Genomic DNA, 16,444 nt, shown 5'->3' with positions numbered 1-16,444 from the left:
GCCGGGCAACGCGCCCTCGTCACGGAGGTGGCGTGTGAGCCGCCGCGTGTCGATGCCGGCGATGCCGGGCACGCCGTGCTCGCGGAGCAGGTCGTCGAGCGTTCGCTCGGCGCGCCAGTTGCTGGGGCGGCGCGCGAGATCGCGCACGATGATGCCGGAGCAGAACGGGCGGCGGCTCTCGTCGTCTTCGGCGTTGACGCCGTAGTTGCCGATGTGCGGGTAGGTGAAGATGATGACCTGTCCCGAGTACGACGGGTCGGTGAGGATCTCCTGATAGCCCGACATTGCGGTGTTGAACACGACCTCCCCGGTCGTCACGGGCACGTCGGCGCCGATCGCCTCGCCCTCGAACTCGGCGCCGTCAGCCAAGACGAGGACCGCTTCGCGACGCGTCATCGCCGGGCCTCGCCGTCGACGACGACGGGATCGCCGCGCAGGATGGTGTGGCGCACGCGGCCGGTGAGCTTGCGGCCGGCGAAGGGCGTGTTGCGGGCCTTGCTGGCGAGGCGCAGCGGGTCGACCTCCCAGGTGACGGCAGGGTCGATGACGCAGAGGTTGGCGACGGCGCCGGGTGTGATCGGCTGCCCGTGATGCGCGAGCCCTGCGATCGCGGCGGGGCGCCACGAGAGGAGCGCGAAAGCGTCGACGAGCGACAGCACACCCGGTTCGACGAGCTCGGTGAGCGTGAGCGCGAAAGACGTCTCGAGGCCGAGCATCCCCGGGGGTGCCTCCTCGAACGGCCGCTCCTTCTGCTCCACCGGGTGCGGCGCGTGATCGGTGGCGATGGCGTCGATGGTGCCGTCGGCGAGTCCGCGTTTGATCGCCTCGACGTCGGCGTGGGTACGCAGCGGCGGATGCACCTTGAACACCGGGTCGAAGCTCGCGCAGCACTCGTCGGTGAGGGTGAAGTGGTGCGGCGCGGCCTCGGCAGTGACCGCGAGGCCGCGAGCCTTCGCGGCGCGCACCAACTCGACCGCGCCGGCCGTTGACAGGTGCAGGAAGTGCACACGCGCACCCGTGAGCTCGGCGAGGATCAGGTCGCGGGCGACGATGATGTCTTCGGCGGCGGCGGGCCGGCCCGGGATGCCGAGGCGGCTCGACCAGGCACCCTCGTGCATCGATCCACCTCCCGCGAGCCCGGCATCTTCCGCGTGTTGCGCGATAACCGCGCCCGGCAACGCGAGCGAGTACTCGAGCGCGTGCCGCATCACGCCCGCGTCGGCGACGCACGCGCCGTCGTCGGTGAAGATCCGCACCCCGAGGCCGTGCAACTCGCCCATGGGCGCGAGCGTCTCTCCGGCGCGGCCCTTCGTGATGCAGCCCGACGAGACCACGTCGCACGCGGCGCGCACCCCCGCCGCGAGCACCGATGCGACGATGGCGGGATCGTCGAGCGCGGGTTCGGTGTTGGGCATCGCGACGACCGCGGTGAAGCCACCGAGGGCGGCGGCGCGCGCGCCGGTCTCGACGGTCTCCGCTTCCTCCATGCCCGGTTCGCGCAGGTGCACGTGGAGATCGACGAGGCCGGGCGCCACGATGCAGCCCGACGCGTCGAGCGTCTCGTCGCCGGTGAGACCGGTGCCAACCTCGACGACGTGACCGCCGCGCACCAGCACATCCGCCACGCGTTCGCCGTCGTGGTCGACCACGCGCCCGCCGCGAATGACCAGCTCCGTCACTTCTCTTCCGCTCCCACTTCGCTACTTCCGCTCGCTGCTCGCCGGAATAACCGGATTGCTTGCGCTCGCTCCATTCGCTCCGTTCGCTCAGGCAAGCGAGACCCCCTGACCCAAGAGCGAGTAGAGAACCGCCATACGCACCGCTACCCCGTTCGTCACCTGCTCGGTGATGAGCGAGGCCGGTCCCTCCGCTACTTCGGCGGCGATCTCGACGCCCCGGTTCATCGGGCCCGGGTGCATCACGAGCGTGTCCTTCCGCAGCCGCGACGCGCGCTCGACAGTGAGGCCGTAGCGCGCGGTGTACTCGCGCAGCGTCGGGAACAGTGACGCGTTGCGGCGTTCGTGCTGGATGCGGAGCAGGTACACGACGTCGGCGTCGGGCAACACTGCGTCGAGATCGTGACTCACCGCGACCGGCCAGCCGTCGAGCGACGATGGCAGCAACGTGGGTGGCGAGACGAGCGTGACCTGCGCTCCCAAGGTCGCGAACGCGATCGCGCCGCTGCGCGCGACCCGCGAGTGGAGGATGTCACCGACGATGGCGAGGCGGGCGCCGGTGAGGTCGGCGCCGAGATGGCGGCGCAACGTGAGCGCGTCGAGCAGCGCCTGGGTGGGATGCTCGTGGCAGCCGTCGCCCGCGTTCACCACGCTGGCGTCGACCCAGCTGGCAACGCGTTGCGGCGCACCCGCGGCGGGATGGCGGACGACGACCGCGTCGATCCCCATCGCCTCGATGGTCTGCACGGTGTCGCGCAGGCTCTCGCCCTTCTGCACCGAGGAACTGCCCACCGAGAAGCTCATGACGTCGCACGAGAGACGCTTCGCCGCCGTCTCGAACGAGATGCGGGTGCGCGTGGAGTCTTCGTAGAAGAGCGATACCACCACCTTGCCGCGCAGCGCGGGCACCTTCGGGATGTCGCGCTGCGTGACCTCGAGGAAGTGCTCCGAGAGGTCGAGCACCTCTTCGATCGCGGCGCGGTCGAGGTCGGCGATCGACAGCAGGTGCTTCATGCTCCCTCCTCGTCCTGATTGGCCTCGTCCTGATTGGCCTCGTCCTGATTGGCCTCGTCCTGAGCCCAGAGCTCGACGGAGTCGGGCACGCCGTCGACTTCTTCCAACCGGACCCGCACGTCTTCGCCGTGGCGTGTCGGGAGGTTCTTGCCGACGAAGTCGGGCCGGATGGGTAGCTCGCGGTGGCCGCGGTCGACGAGGATCGCGAGCTGCACCGCCTGCGGCCGGCCGAGCTCGGTGAGCGCGTCGAGCGCGGCGCGCACCGTGCGGCCCGTGTAGAGCACGTCGTCGACGAGCACCACGACCCTGCCCGCGACGTCGACCGGGATCTCGGTTGGTCCGAGCGGCTGCACCGGGCGAAGCCCGATGTCGTCGCGATAGAAGGCGACGTCGAGCGCGCCGACGGGAACGCCCATGTGCTCGAACTCTTCGATCGCGGCCGCGAGCCGGCGCGCGATCGCCAGGCCCCGCGTGTACAGGCCGACCAGCACCACACCCTCGGCGCCGTGGTTGCGCTCCACGATCTCGTGGGCGATGCGGGTGTGCGCCCGGCGGACGTCGGCGGCGTCGAGCACGCCGGCCCGGAACACAAAACCAGCCTGCCGTTCGGGCACCGAGCCGGCGCCATCCGGCCGGTGTTCAGATGCGGCTGCAGCCGGTGATTGTCCGGCGCGCGGCGCGGTCATGCGTGTCTCCTCCGTGGGAGCCTCACGGGACTCCCTTCACGGTTCGCACCAGGTTACCCGCAGCCGAGGCCTCTATGGGAGCATCAACGCGCCCGCACCGAGGAAGGAGGCGCTCATGGCCATTGCTGATGCGCTCGATCGCTACTTCGCCGCCTGGAACGCGCACGACGGCGACGGCGTCGTCGCCGCGCTCACCGACGACGGCACCTACGAGGACCCGACCACCGGCGGTCCGCTCCGCGGCGACGCGCTCGCGGCGAACGTCAACGGGCTCGTCGGCGGCTTTCCCGATCTGCACTTCGAGCTCGGGACCGTCGCGCCCACGAGCGCCACGTCGGCGGCGGCGGAGTGGCGCATGCAGGGCACCAACACCGGCTCGATGCCGATTGGCCCGGCGACCGGCGGCACGGTCGACCTCCCGGGAGCCGACTTCCTCACCTACGACCCCGACGCGGATCGGATCAGCACGGTGGTCGGCTACTTCGACACTGGGCTGATGCTCACGCAGCTCGGCCTGCAAGTGCACCTCAGTCCGGCCGACATGGACCCGTTCCTCAAGTTCGGGCTGGGCATCCGGGTGGACACGGGCCGCGACACGATCCCGGGTGCGTTCACCGTCACGTGGATCGAGGTCGAGCCCGAGGACGCCGGCGCGCTCAGCGACGCAACCGAAAAGATCGTCGTGGAGCTCCTCGACAACCCCGGGTACCTCGGCACGTGCTTCGCGACGGTCGGCAAGCGCAACTGGACGTTCTCCGCGTGGGAGAGCGTGGAGGTGGCAGAGTCCGCGCTGAGCCGCGGCGCGCACGATCAGGCGATGCGGCTCGCCCGCACGGGCGGCATCGGCCGGAACGCACGCGGGCTCACCAGCATCTGGAAGCCCGAGCGGCTCAACAACTACGTCCTGCCGGCGCAGGCCGGCTCGTTCGACCTGTCGGAGCTCGAGGGGCAGTGGCTGTGAGACCCACCGGGATGCTGGCATCACCCGGTTGACGGGGCTGGTGCCCTTCACCGACCTGGCGGGATGCGCTCTGGTGGGCTGGTGAGCTTCGCCGCCTACTGGTTCCGCGCGACGTTCCGCAACCGCTGGCGGAGCTACCTCGGCATCGTGACCCTCCTCGGGGTCACGGGAGGGCTGAGCCTCTTCGCACTCGCGGGCGCGCGGCGCACGCAGTCGGCGTATCCGCGGTTCCTGCGCGAAGCGAACGCGTCGACGATGGCGGTCGACACCGGCACGTACGACGCCAAGACCGTCGCGACCATCGCGTCGTTCCCAGAAGTCGTTCAGTCGCGGGTGTATGTCGCTCCCGTGGTCGGACGGTTGGTACGCGGGAAGCCCGTGTTCTCTGAGGACTTCGAGGCGCTCGCCAGCCTCGACGGACGATTCTTCGACCAGGACCGCTTCACACCCACGCACGGTCGGCTGCCGGATCCGAAGCGCATCGACGAGATCGCGGTGAACGAGACCGCCGCGAAGAGGTTCGGCTACCGGGTCGGCCAGAAGCTCGACCTCGGCACGTGGGACCCGAACGAGATCAGCCAGGACTTCTTCCAGAACCCGACGGCTCCGAAGCTCCGCATGACCGCGACGGTCGTCGGCATCGGGCTGTTCCCCGAAGAGGTCGTGCAAGACGACACCGACCGCTCACCGCTGGTCCTCTTCACGCCTGCGTACACGCGGAAGGCGCTCCCCTACGTGCAATACGAGTGGCAGGGACTCGTGCTGAAGCGCGGCGACGCCGACGTCGACGCGGTGAAACAGCGTTACCTGCGCATCCTCGATGCGGGCAATCCGCAGTTCTTCCGCGTCACATCCGTCACGACGTTCCATACGCAGCAGGCCGTGCGACCCCTTTCCATCGCGCTCACTCTGTTCGGGGCCATCGCGTTCTTCGCATGTCTCGTGCTCGTCGGGCTGGGGCTCAGCCGTCAGCTGCGCTCAGAACGCGAGGAGCGCGCGGTGCTCCGCGCCATGGGTGCGGCGCCCGGCGCGTCGAGCGTCGCGGCCGCCACCGGCCCCCTCGTCGCGGTGCTCGCCGGCGCAGCGCTCGCCATTGTCCTGGCCGTTGCCGCATCGCCATTCATGCCGATCGGGAAGGTGCGCGCGGGGGAGGTCGCACCCGGCCTCGACGCCGACTGGACGGTGCTCGGTCTCGGCGCGCTCCTGCTCTGCGGGGTGCTCGGTACCGTCGTCGGGTTCACCGCGTGGCGGGTTGTTCCCCACCGCCTCACCGAACAGGAACCCACCGCGCGCCCGTCGAAGCTCGTCGCGGCCGCGCAGGGAGCGGGCCTCTCACCCGCGGGCGTCGCCGGCTTGCGACTGGCCATGGAACCGGGGCGCGGCCGCACCGCGGTACCCGTCCGGTCGGTGATGCTCGGCGTTGCCATCGCAGTCCTCGCGCTCGTGGCTGCGACGACGTTCGGGAGCAGCCTCAACGCGCTGGTCGACCAGCCGCGCCTGTTCGGCTGGGCTTGGGATGCCACGCTCGTCGACAGTGCTGGGTACGGGCAGGCACGCGAGGACGTCGCGCACAAGCTGCTCGACCGTGATCCGAACGTCGACGCGTGGGCCGGCGCGTTCTTCGGGACCGACACGCTCGACGGTACCAACGTGCCACTCCTCGGTATGACGCCGGGAACGAGCGTGCACCCACCCATCCTCACGGGCCGTACGATCGAGTCCGCGCGCGACGTCGTGCTCGGCTCGGAGACACTCCGTCAGCTCCACAAGCACATCGGTGACACGCTGATCATCGGCGACGGCACGACCGCGAAGAAGCTTCGCATCGTCGGTACCGCGACCCTCCCCACGATCGGCACCGTACACGGCGCGTATACGTCCCTCGGCGTGGGAGCAATGGTCGACTCCACGCTCGTGCCCGGTTACGCGCGCTCGGTTTCCGCCGGCGCGGTCGGGCCCAACGTGATCTTCGTACGGTTCCGCGACGGAGTCGATCACGCGACGGCGCTCGCGCATCTGCGGCGAGTGGCACCGAACATCGCCGAGACCACCGGGGAGATCGTCGTCGTACGCGCGCAGCGTCCGGCCGAGATTGTCAACGCCAGCGATATCGGGTCTTCTCCCACAATCCTCGCCGGCGCACTCGTGTTCGCGGCGTTGGCGTCGCTGGCGCTCACGCTCGGATCGTCGGTCCGCCGCCGCCGGCACGACCTGGCGCTGCTCAAGACACTCGGGTTCACCCGGCGCCAGTTGGCGGCGACGGTGCGCTGGCAGGCGAGCGTCACCGTCGCGGTCGGCCTGCTGGTGGGAGTGCCGGTCGGCATCATCGCCGGACGATGGCTCTGGGGCGTGTTTGCCCGGGGCCTCGACGTCGTGCCCGAGCCCTCGACACCCTTCTTGCTGATCCTCGCGATCAGCGCCCTCGCGCTCCTGGTCGGGATCCTCGCGGCGGCGATCCCGGCGCGAGTCGCACAGCGAGTCCGGCCCGCGCGCATACTTCGCACTGAGTGAACGACGCCGCGGACACAAAGCTGGTCGGCACCGGCGGCAGCCGGGCTGCGACGCTCGCGAGCGGCGCGGTCGTCGGCGCGGTGGCCGCGCTGCGCGAGCGGATCGTCGACACCTTTGCCGAGCAGCACGAGCTCGATCCGCGCGACGTGGAGCTTTCCAACGGTTCCGTCCACGCACGCGGAGTGCCGTCGTGGGCGTGGGATCTTGCTTGCTGCCGACCGCCGCCGAGGTGCCCATGATCGAGATCGAGCACCTCGAGTCTCCACCGCCGGGCCCGATCGACTTCCGCGAGCTCGGCGAGACCGGCGCGATCGGAGCACCCGCCGCGCTGTCGAACGCGATCGAGGACGCCCTCGCTCCGTTCGGCGTGACCGTCACGCAGAAGTATCTCCCACCCGACCGCATCCTCGAGCTGATTCACCGCTGATGCGCGCCGACGCACTGCTCTGGGAGCCCTCGGCCGCGCGCGCCGAAGCGACACGGCTCGCGAGCTTCCGACGGCGTGCCGGTGCCCCGGACTACGACGCGCTGCACATGTGGTCGATCCAGCAGCCCGAGGAGTTCTGGCGTCTGGTGTGGGACGACTGCGGGGTCGTGGGCGAACCCGGCGCGCGGGTGATCGAGCGCGGCGAACACTTCTGGGACACGCGCTTCTTCCCCGACGCGCGCCTCTCGGTCGCCGAGAATTTCCTGTCGCCGCACGCCGGCGTCGATCCGGCTTCCGAGGCCTTGGTCGCGGTCGACGAGAGCGGAGCGCGCAGGTCGCGCTCCTGGCAGGAACTGCGCGCCGACGCGGGCGCGATGGCCACCGCGCTCCGCTCGCTCGGCGTGCAGCCCGGCGACCGCGTGGTGGCGTGGCTGCCGAACTCGATCGAGGCCGTCGTCGTGATGCTCGGCGCCACGTCGATCGGTGCCGTGTACTCGTCGACCTCGCCCGACTTCGGTGCGCACGGTGTGCTCGACCGGTTCGGGCAGATCGAGCCCGTCGTGCTGTTCGCAGCTGACGGCTACCCCTACGGCGGCAAGCACTTCGACTGTCTCGAGCGACTCGCAGATATCCGGGCCGGGCTCCCCACACTGCGCGCGACGGTGGTGGTGGGCGATGCGACCGCTTCCCGTTCGGGCACGGAGCCGGCCGGCACGATCGGGTGGGACGCGTTCCTCGCACCGCATCGCGGCACTCCCCTCGCGCCCGAACGGTTCGCGTTCGACCACCCGTGGTACGTGCTCTATTCGTCGGGCACCACCGGCGTGCCGAAGTGCATCGTGCACCGCGCCGGCGGCGTCTTGCTCCAGCACGTGAAGGAGCACCAGCTCCACTGCGACATCCGCGCGGGTGACCGGGTGATGTACTTCACGACGACCGGCTGGATGATGTGGAACTGGCTCGTGTCCACGCTCGCGTCGGGCGCGACCGCGGTGCTCTACGACGGGTCGCCGTTCCACCCCGGGCCGAACGTGTTGTTCGACGTCGCCGACACTGAGCAGCTCACGCTGCTCGGAGTCTCGGCGAAGTTCATCGACTCGATCGGCAAGGCTGGCATCGAGCCGATCACCACGCACAGGCTCGACGAACTTCGCACGATCTGCTCGACCGGTTCGCCGCTCTCGCCCGACGGCTTCCGCGTGATCTACGAGCGGGTCAAGCGCGACGTGCACCTCGCGTCGATCGCGGGTGGCACCGACCTGTGCGGCTGCCTCGTGGGCGGCGATCCCACCGGACCGGTGTACGCGGGCGAGATCCAGCGGCCCGCGCTCGGCATGGCGGTGGACGCTGCGGCCGACGACGGGTCGTCACTGCGCGAGTCGCCCGGTATCCCCGGCGAGCTGGTGTGCCGCGCACCGTTCCCGTCGATGCCGCTCGGCTTCTGGGGCGACGCCACCGGTCTACCGTTCGGGTACGGAGCCGGCTCGAGCTACCACGCGGCGTACTACGCACGGTTCCCCGAGGTGTGGGCGCACGGTGACTTCGCGTCGTGGACGGTGCAGGGCGGCATGGTGATCCACGGGCGCAGCGACGCGACGCTCAACCCCGGCGGGGTGCGGATCGGCACCGCCGAGATCTACCGGGTCGCCGAGTCCATACCCGAGGTGTTGGAGTCACTCGCGTTCGGCCAGGAGTGGAACGGCGACGTGCGGATCGTGCTCCTGGTCCGGCTCGTCGACGGCGCAACGCTCACCGACGAGCTGAAAGCAGAGATCCGTTCGCGGATCCGCCGCGAGTGCTCGCCGCGGCATGTGCCCGCGGTGATCGCGCAGGTCGACGACCTTCCGCGCACGCGGAGCAACAAGCTCGTCGAGCTCGCGGTGGCCGACGCGGTGCACGGGCGCCCGGTCCGGAACACGGACGCGCTCGCGAACCCGGAGGCGATAGAAGCCATCGTGGCGCTCCCCGAGCTGGCCTGTTAGGAGCGAACGGCTGCGAGCCGGGCTCGGTCGGCCAGCACCGCGGCGGCGGCGTTGCGGCCGTTCACGCCCATCACCGAGCCGCCCGGATGTGTGGCCGCGCCGCACAGATAGACGCCGGGTACCGGCGTGCGCGCAGCGAACCGTCGGTCCCACATCTGGTCGGGCAGGCACTCGCCCTGAAAGATGTGTCCACCGGTGAGGCCGATCCGCTCCTCCACGTCGGGTGGGCCGAGCACCTGCCGGTCGACGATGCAGTCGGCCACGTCGGGCGCGAAGCGCGCGATCGCCGCGAGGGTCGCGTCGCCGATCTCGTCACGCCGGTTCTCCCAGGTATCCGACGCGAACTGGTAGGGCACGAACTGGGCGAACACACTCATCGTGTGGTGGCCGAACGGCGCGACCGTCGAGTCGTACGCGGTCTGGAAGTAGAGCTCGCACCACTCGGGCGCCGGCTCGCCGCGGCGGGCTGCGGTGTATGCCGCCTGCGTCTCGTCGATGCTGCGCGCGATCTCGATCTGCGCGCGGAACACCGTGGGATCACCGTTGGCGGCAGGAAACGTCGGCAGGCGTGAGAGCGCACAATTCAGCTTGATCACCGGGCTGGTGATGCGCCAGCGATCGACCGCCCGCGAGAAGGTCGGCTCGCCCGCGCCCGCGGCGCGGAGCAACGCGAGAGTGCGGACCGGGTCGGCGTTGCTCACCACGACGTTGGCCCCGATGACCGTGCCGTCGTCGAGTTGCACACCTTCCCCCGGTGTGATGGCAGCAACGGGTACACCCGCGGCGATCACTGCCCCTGCGTCGCGCGCGGCGTCGGCGAGGAGGAACGACACCCGGCCGATCCCTCCCTCCACGAACGACCAGCCGCCGATGAGGCCGAGGCTGTGGTGGGCGTGGATCCACGCGGTTCCGGGATCGCGGGGTCCGGCGAAGGTGCCGATCACGCCCTGGCCGTGCAGGGCGATGCGCAGGCGTTCGTCGCGCACATGACGCTCGACCACGTCGGCGATCGAAGCGTCGAGCACCACTTCGAGCGCCTCGGCGTCGTCGACGAAGAGTTCCTCGAGCTGGGCGCGATCGGGCGAGTCACCGAGCCACACGTCGCCGCGGGGACCGTTGCGGAGACGATCCCGGATGCGCCTGAACAACGCGTCGTACGCAAGGAACCCCTCCACATCGTTCGGTGCGATCGCGGCGACGGCACGCGCCGTCTTCGCCTCGTCGTGCCACTGGACGAGCGCGGTGCCGTCCTCGAATGGCGTCCACTGCGTGGGGTCTACGGGGAACGTGCGGTAGCCGCGGCGGGGTAGGTCGAGCTCGGCGATGACGAGCGGGTGCAGCAGCCCCACCAGGTAGGCGCACGGGCTCATCACGAAGCGCTGGTCGGCGAACGGCCGCTCCAACGTGCACGCACCCCCGACCTGCGCGCGTCGCTCGAGCACCAGAACCGAGAGACCACCGCGCGCGAGGTAGGCCGCGCAGGTGAGCCCGTTGTGTCCGCCCCCCACCACCACGACGTCCCACCTCCTGTGGGCGAGCTCAGACGTAGCCAGCGGGCCTGTGCGTGGGTGCGGTCTCGCGAAGGAGGCCGTTGGGGTTGTCGCGGCGCTCGTAGAGCTCGGCGAGCGTGGGCTCGTCGGTGACGGAGTCGTCGCCGAGCCAGGCACGCGCTCCGGCGGTGTCGAACCGTTCGAACTCGATGAGGCACAGGCACCGGCCCGGGCGCACCACGGCCGGATGCAGACGCGCGATCTCCTCGTTCGTCGTGAGGAGCACGAGCGTGTTGAGTCCCTGGCCGAGCATGCCGTCGGCAACGTTGAGCAGGCGGCCGAGTGACGCGCCGGCGCGACGGCGCGCGTCACTCCGCACGTACTCGTCGGCGTCCTCGGCGATCACGAGCTTCCAGCGGTCGCTCGGGACCATCCCGCTACCGGGCCCGAGTCCACCGGGCCCGAGTCCACCGGGCCCGAGTCCACCGGGCCCGAGCCCACCGGGCAGGCCTCGCACCCCCGGACGCATCTCCCGACGGTCGGACGAGAGCAGCACGTCGAGCATGTAGTTCGCCTCGTTGAAGAAGCGTTCGGGGTCCGTGACGTACTGCGGGTCGCACCACCCGCGCCATTCACGGATGAGCGAACGGATGGCAGTGGTCTTGCCGGTGCCGGGCTCGCCGTGCCACAGCAGGAGCTTCCCTCCGCCGGTGGGCGCCTCGAGCTTCATGAGCTCGTCGAGCCGCGTGCCCGCAGTGCCGGAATAGTTGGGCCGGATCTCGGCCCAGCTCGGCGTATCGAGCGCGCGCGTCGTCTCGTGCGCGCCATGATCGCCCCACCGCCAGAACGCGACCTGCACCGCGTCGCTCAGGTCGGGTTCCGGGCTTCGCTCGCGGACAATGGCCCGAGCTTCTTCGACGAGCTCACGAGTAGGCGCGGTGATCGTGACGCGCGCACCCCCCGAGTACGTCTCGACGAAGAGCGTCACCTCGCGCCAGCGCGCCGCCGCACTCACCGACCAACTCGTCTCGACCCACCGATCGATCTCGGTGCCGTCGGGAAGGATGTCGAGTGGCGCGACCTCGGCGTCGATGCGGAACTTCGCCATCCACGGTTCGTCGCCCCGCACGAACGGCGACAGCGCGAGCATGGCCACGATCTCGGACTCTCGGGCGGCGCGGTCGATCAGGAACCGCTCGTGGATGGACCGTTCCGCGAGTGAATCGGCGAGTACCGGCTCCGTCATGTCGACGTCGTCCACCTTGTCGTCCACCCCCGGGCCCGCCCCTCTGTCAGCGTCGCGAAGCTTCGAGGCTACGCGACGGTCGGGACTGAGCGTCCGCGGCGCAGGTACCCTGCGTCGCAGCGAACGAGCCAATAGTCGGGTCAGGAGCGAACGGCCGCGAGCCGGGTATCACGGCTCGCAGTGAGCGACCCATCGTCAGGGGCGGATCAGAGACTCGATGTCGAACGCCGCGGGCTCGCCACCCTGCATCCACTCGAGCCGGCTCTCCATGTACGCGCGCGCGGCCCGTTCGTGGGGAAGCACGAAGAAGCGATTCTCGCTGATCGCCGCGAATACCGCATCGGCGGCGGCGGCCGGCGGGATCCCGAAACCGATCACCGTGCGCTGGATCTCGTCGGCGTCGGCATTGGCCTCGACCACTGCGCGCACCTCGTCGGGCATGTTGCGGTGTGATTCGAAAATGCGGGTCTGGACGAATCCGGGACACAGCACCGACACACCGACGTGCGACTGCCGAGCCAGAAGATCGTGGTGGAGCGATTCGCTCAGGCCCACCACCGCGAACTTGCTCGTGCAGTAAACGCCGAGACCGGCGGCACCACCGAGACCCGCGATCGACGCCGTGTTGACCACGTGCCCTTCGTCCTGCTCGAGCAGGAGCGGGAGAAAGACGTTGCACCCGTGGATCACGCCCCACAGGTTCACGCCGAGCACCCACTGCCACATCTCGATCGGTGAGTCGATCACCGAACCGCCGGCGACCCCCGCGTTGTTGCAGACGACATGCACCGAGCCGAACGCGTCAAGCGCGCGATCGCGCAGCGCCTGCACGTCTTCGATCCGCGCCACGTCGGTACGGACACCGATCACCTCCGCGCCCGCTGCCTTCAATTCATCGACGGCACGCGCGAGCTCAGGTTCCTCGATATCGGCGAGCGCGAGCTTCATCCCAACGGCTGCGAATCGGTCTGCGAAGGCGCGCCCCATTCCGCTCGCCGCGCCTGTGATCACCGCGACCTTGTCCTGGAACTCCTGCATGGCCGAAGACTAGGGCTTCACCTCAAGAGCATGTCGATGAGCTCACCCTGCAAGTGCGTGAGCCAGTAGTAGATGGCGTAGCCGCGCGCCTCAGGCGCGTCAGGATCGATGTCGGGTTCGTCCTCGGTCACGCCGAGGCGCGTGCCGAGCACCAGACGCGTGTCGTTGAGCACGCCGAGCCACGCCTGCACGTCGTCCTGCGTCAACGCGATCTCGCGCCAGTCCTTGTTCTCCGTCACACGCGCGAGTGAGCTCGTGACCAGCTCCAGCGCGTCGAGGCGCTGACGAAGCAGGTCGGGGTGCACCATCGCGCGCCACTCCTCCGCTTCCTCCTCGGTAGGTTCGAGGTGCGCCTGCGGGAAGAGTCGTTGCGCGGCCGCGTCGCGCTCGGGTGCCGCGAACACCGCGCGCAATTCATCGGGCAGGCCAGTGAGCAGCCCGAGCTCCTCGGGCGCGAGCGACACGATGAGCGTGTCGTCGGGTCCTTTCCGGAACCGACGCCAGCGCGGGCTCACGCGTCGTGTTCCATCGTGGCCCAGAGCCCGCGCGCGTGGAGCCGGGCGACATCGGCCTCGCACTTCTCGCGCGAGCCGTCGGACACGACCGCGCGCCCCTCCTCGTGGACCTGGCGCATCAGCTTCGTAGCCTTCGCCAACGAGTAGCCGAACAGCTTCTGGAACACGTACACCACGTACGACATGAGGTTCACCGGGTCGTTCCACACGATGACCATCCACGGGCGGTCGCTCGTGGTCTCCTCGCCGACCTCGGGATCGCGGATCTCGACCGGTGCGGTGGTCATGGTCGTTCGCTACGCCCGGTGGATCATTGGGTGGATCATTGCCGAGTGGATCATTGCCGAGTGTCAGCGCGCAGTTCAACGGCTAGGCGGCTCAGCAGGCCATTGACGAAGCGACCCGAGTCCTTCGTGGAGTACTGCTTCGCGAGCTCGACGGCCTCGCTGATCACGACGGCCGTGGGCATCTCGGGTTCCCACCCGAGCTCGTACGCGCCGAGCCGCAGCACGGCGCGGTCGACCGCGGGCATCCGCTCGAGCGCCCAGTGCTCGGAGAACTTGCGCAACAGCGCGTCGACATCGGCGTGGTGCTCCTCGACCCCGCGCACGAGATGCGCGGCGTACGCGTCGGGCGGTGCCGGTTGCTCGTCGAGCAGCGCATCGGCCGTGAGCTCGCGGACCTCGAGCTCGTAACAGAGGCCGAGGGCCCGCTCCCGCGCCTCACGGCGGCTGCCGGTGACTGCCATCAGGCCCGCGCCAGGTACTCCCCCGTGCGGGTGTCGACCTTGACCCGCTCGCCGGGTTCGACGAACAGCGGCACCTGCACGACGAGCCCGGTCTCGAGCGTCGCGGACTTTCGGGCACCCGAGACTCTGTCGCCCTGCACGCCGGGTTCGGTCTCGGTGACGGTCAGCTCGACGGCTGCCGGGAGCTCCACGCCCACGACTCGGCTCGAGTACATCATGAGGATCGCGGTGTCGCCTTCCTTGAGGTACCAGACGGTGCCCCCGAGATCGGCGAGCTCAACCTGGAGCTGGTCGTAGGTCTCGTTGTCCATGAAGACGAGCGCGTTGCCCTCGCGGTACAGGTACTGCATCTCACGCTTGTCGATGACGGCGAGCGGGACCTTCTCATCGGCACGGAACGTACGCTCGACGACGGCGCCGCTCGCGACCTTCTTGAGCTTCGTACGGACGAACGCGCCGCCCTTTCCGGGCTTCACGTGCTGAAACTCGACGACGGTGACCAACCCCTCCTGGGGGAGGTCGAGCGCCATGCCGTTCTTCAGGTCGTTGGTGGAGACACTCACAGAACGAGTTCCTTCGGGAAGGCGGTGAGGGGATCGGAGCCGGCGAGGGTGACGACCACGGTGTCCTCGATGCGCACACCACCCACGCCGGGGAGGTACACGCCGGGCTCGACGGTGACGACCGAGCCGATTTCCAACGTATCACGGGCATTCGCCGCAACCCGAGGTGCCTCGTGGATCTCGAGGCCGACACCGTGACCGGTTCCGTGCACGAATGCATTTGCCCATCCCGCGGCCGCGATCACCTCGCGGCACGCACGGTCGACCTCCGCACAATCGACACCCGCGCGCACTGCCTCGCGTCCGGCACACTGGCTGTCGCGCACCACTTCCCACACACGACGCGCGTCCGCACCGGGATCGCCCACACTGACGGTGCGGGTCATGTCCGAGCAGTAGCCGTCGACGATGCACCCGAAGTCGATCACCACGAGCTCGCCGCGTTCGACGCGCCGCGCGCTCGGACGCGCGTGCGGCTTGACCGCGTTGGGGCCCGATGCGATGATCGGGTCGAAGCTGTTGCCGCTCGCGCCGCGGCGGCGCATCTCCACCTCGAGCTCGAGGGCGAATTCACGCTCGGTGGGGCCCTCGTGAAGCTTCGGCAACATCGCGGCAAGCGCGTCGTCGGCGATCTGGCATGCCGCGTGGATCCGGGCGACCTCGCCGGGCTCCTTCACCCGGCGGAGGCGTTCGACCAGGCCCTCGGTGGCCACGAGCTCGTGGCGGCCGAACACGTCCGTGAAGGCACGCTGTTGCGACCACGTGACTGCATGCGCTTCGAGACCGACGCGTGCTTCCGGATCCAGCGCGCGCGCCAGTGCATCCCGCTGCTCGGCGATCGTGGCGCCGACCTCGATCGTGGCATCGACGCCGGCGGCACCGAGCTGCTCCGCCGACTGCGTGCGGTACCTGCCATCGGTGGTGAAGACGAGCGCGTCGTTCGTGACGAGCAGCATCGCGGCGCTGCCCGTGAAGCTCGTGAGGTAGCGGACGTTGGGGAGGAACGTGACGAGAAGCGCGTCGATCTCCGCGGCGTCGAACTGTTCGCGCAGACACCCGGCTCGCGAGGCAACGGCCATCGCGGGCAACGTGTCGAGCGTGCTCGTCACGAGTCGGCTCCCAGCCTTGCGATCGCACCGTCGATCGCAAGGCGATATCCCGTGCGACCCAGGCCGGCGATGGTGCCGGTGACGTAGGCCGAGATGACCGAGTGGTGCCGCCACTCCTCGCGCGCCGCGGTGTTCGACACGTGCAGCTCGATCTTCACACCTTCGTAGGTCTGCAGCGCGTCGGCGATGGCGTAGCTGTAGTGACCGAACGCGCCGGGATTGACCACGATCGCATCGCACCGGTTCCGCGCGTCGTGGATGGCGTCGACGATCTCGCCTTCGTGGTTCGACTGGACGTGCTCGAGGTCGTAGCCGTGGGCGGCCGCGGCCTGCCGCGCGTCACCGACCATGTCGTCGAGCGTGTCGGTGCCGTACACCGCCGGATCACGCTGCCCGAAGAGGTTCAAGTTCGGCCCGGAGAGCAAGAGAATGGTGGGCATACTTATTCGCTCGCTCTCTGCGAGCCGGGATACCCGGC

At 69.6% G+C, this 16,444-nt stretch carries 18 protein-coding genes; 5 read left to right on the top strand and 13 right to left on the bottom strand.

The features are described from left to right. From WD271_17285 to pyrR, 4 genes are all read right to left on the bottom strand, one after another. Positions 1 to 396 (bottom strand): carbamoyl-phosphate synthase domain-containing protein (locus WD271_17285; GenBank protein ID MEX1009574.1); only part of this gene is annotated, 396 nt, incomplete at its 3' end. Beyond that, the gene (locus tag WD271_17280; GenBank protein MEX1009573.1) at positions 393 to 1,679 is read right to left on the bottom strand and encodes a dihydroorotase; all 1,287 of its coding nucleotides are present in this window, start codon (positions 1,677 to 1,679) and stop codon (positions 393 to 395) included. The genes WD271_17285 and WD271_17280, both read right to left, overlap by 4 nt. An 87-nt stretch (positions 1,680 to 1,766) precedes the next feature. Next, positions 1,767 to 2,690, bottom strand: a complete 924-nt coding sequence (locus tag WD271_17275) for an aspartate carbamoyltransferase catalytic subunit (protein MEX1009572.1) — start codon at positions 2,688 to 2,690, stop codon at positions 1,767 to 1,769. Next, positions 2,687 to 3,265 (bottom strand): bifunctional pyr operon transcriptional regulator/uracil phosphoribosyltransferase PyrR, encoded by a 579-nt coding sequence (gene pyrR, locus WD271_17270; GenBank protein ID MEX1009571.1) that lies wholly within the window; start codon positions 3,263 to 3,265, stop codon positions 2,687 to 2,689. The genes WD271_17275 and pyrR overlap by 4 nt, the downstream gene beginning before the upstream one ends. Positions 3,266 to 3,491: 226 nt before the next feature. On the opposite strand from pyrR, the gene WD271_17265 reads away from it, so the two are divergent. The 5 genes from WD271_17265 (at position 3,492) to WD271_17245 (ending at position 9,257) form a co-directional block, all read left to right on the top strand. Beyond that, positions 3,492 to 4,337 carry a nuclear transport factor 2 family protein gene (locus WD271_17265; protein ID MEX1009570.1) on the top strand — a complete coding sequence of 282 codons (846 nt, stop codon included), beginning with the start codon at positions 3,492 to 3,494 and terminating at the stop codon, positions 4,335 to 4,337. 81 nt (positions 4,338 to 4,418) lie between these two features. Then, on the top strand, positions 4,419 to 6,848 hold the full coding sequence (locus WD271_17260) for an ABC transporter permease (protein MEX1009569.1): 2,430 nt from the start codon (positions 4,419 to 4,421) through the stop codon (positions 6,846 to 6,848). Beyond that, complete coding sequence (locus tag WD271_17255; protein MEX1009568.1) at positions 6,845 to 7,087, top strand: molybdopterin cofactor-binding domain-containing protein; 243 nt, start codon at positions 6,845 to 6,847, stop codon at positions 7,085 to 7,087. The genes WD271_17260 and WD271_17255 overlap by 4 nt, the downstream gene beginning before the upstream one ends. After that, positions 7,084 to 7,275: a hypothetical protein gene (locus tag WD271_17250; GenBank protein ID MEX1009567.1), complete on the top strand. Its 192-nt coding sequence runs from the start codon at positions 7,084 to 7,086 to the stop codon at positions 7,273 to 7,275. The genes WD271_17255 and WD271_17250 overlap by 4 nt, the downstream gene beginning before the upstream one ends. Next, the gene (locus WD271_17245) at positions 7,275 to 9,257 is read left to right on the top strand and encodes an acetoacetate--CoA ligase (protein ID MEX1009566.1); all 1,983 of its coding nucleotides are present in this window, start codon (positions 7,275 to 7,277) and stop codon (positions 9,255 to 9,257) included. Before WD271_17250 ends, WD271_17245 begins: the two co-directional genes overlap by 1 nt. On the opposite strand, the gene WD271_17240 is transcribed toward WD271_17245, so the two are convergent. The 9 genes from WD271_17240 to WD271_17200 all read right to left on the bottom strand — a co-directional run bounded on the left by WD271_17240 (position 9,254) and on the right by WD271_17200 (position 16,406). Then, positions 9,254 to 10,771 (bottom strand): NAD(P)/FAD-dependent oxidoreductase, encoded by a 1,518-nt coding sequence (locus WD271_17240; protein ID MEX1009565.1) that lies wholly within the window; start codon positions 10,769 to 10,771, stop codon positions 9,254 to 9,256. The genes WD271_17245 and WD271_17240 overlap by 4 nt on opposite strands. 25 nt (positions 10,772 to 10,796) lie before the next feature. Beyond that, a complete protein-coding gene (locus WD271_17235) occupies positions 10,797 to 12,020 on the bottom strand; it encodes a DUF5925 domain-containing protein (protein ID MEX1009564.1) in 1,224 nt (407 codons plus the stop codon). A 168-nt stretch (positions 12,021 to 12,188) separates the two neighbouring features. After that, the gene (locus WD271_17230; protein MEX1009563.1) at positions 12,189 to 13,031 is read right to left on the bottom strand and encodes an SDR family NAD(P)-dependent oxidoreductase; all 843 of its coding nucleotides are present in this window, start codon (positions 13,029 to 13,031) and stop codon (positions 12,189 to 12,191) included. A 17-nt stretch (positions 13,032 to 13,048) separates the two neighbouring features. Then, entirely contained in the window at positions 13,049 to 13,546 is a 498-nt protein-coding gene (locus WD271_17225; protein ID MEX1009562.1) for a DUF2017 family protein, read from the bottom strand. After that, complete coding sequence (clpS, locus tag WD271_17220) at positions 13,543 to 13,833, bottom strand: ATP-dependent Clp protease adapter ClpS (protein ID MEX1009561.1); 291 nt, start codon at positions 13,831 to 13,833, stop codon at positions 13,543 to 13,545. The genes WD271_17225 and clpS overlap by 4 nt, the downstream gene beginning before the upstream one ends. A 50-nt stretch (positions 13,834 to 13,883) precedes the next feature. Next, entirely contained in the window at positions 13,884 to 14,294 is a 411-nt protein-coding gene (gene nusB / locus WD271_17215) for a transcription antitermination factor NusB (GenBank protein MEX1009560.1), read from the bottom strand. Continuing rightward, positions 14,294 to 14,857, bottom strand: a complete 564-nt coding sequence (gene efp / locus WD271_17210; protein ID MEX1009559.1) for an elongation factor P — start codon at positions 14,855 to 14,857, stop codon at positions 14,294 to 14,296. Before efp ends, nusB begins: the two co-directional genes overlap by 1 nt. Then, positions 14,854 to 15,966, bottom strand: a complete 1,113-nt coding sequence (locus WD271_17205; protein MEX1009558.1) for an aminopeptidase P family protein — start codon at positions 15,964 to 15,966, stop codon at positions 14,854 to 14,856. The genes efp and WD271_17205 overlap by 4 nt, the downstream gene beginning before the upstream one ends. Beyond that, positions 15,963 to 16,406, bottom strand: a complete 444-nt coding sequence (locus WD271_17200) for a type II 3-dehydroquinate dehydratase (GenBank protein MEX1009557.1) — start codon at positions 16,404 to 16,406, stop codon at positions 15,963 to 15,965. Before WD271_17200 ends, WD271_17205 begins: the two co-directional genes overlap by 4 nt. Positions 16,407 to 16,444: the final 38 nt, after the last annotated feature.

It is taken from the genome of Acidimicrobiia bacterium (assembly GCA_040880805.1).
In the GTDB taxonomy this organism is placed as follows: domain Bacteria; phylum Actinomycetota; class Acidimicrobiia; order IMCC26256; family DASPTH01; genus DASPTH01.
The sequence above is the reverse complement of the archived record's forward strand: the minus strand, read 5'-3'. Positions and strand labels throughout refer to the sequence as shown.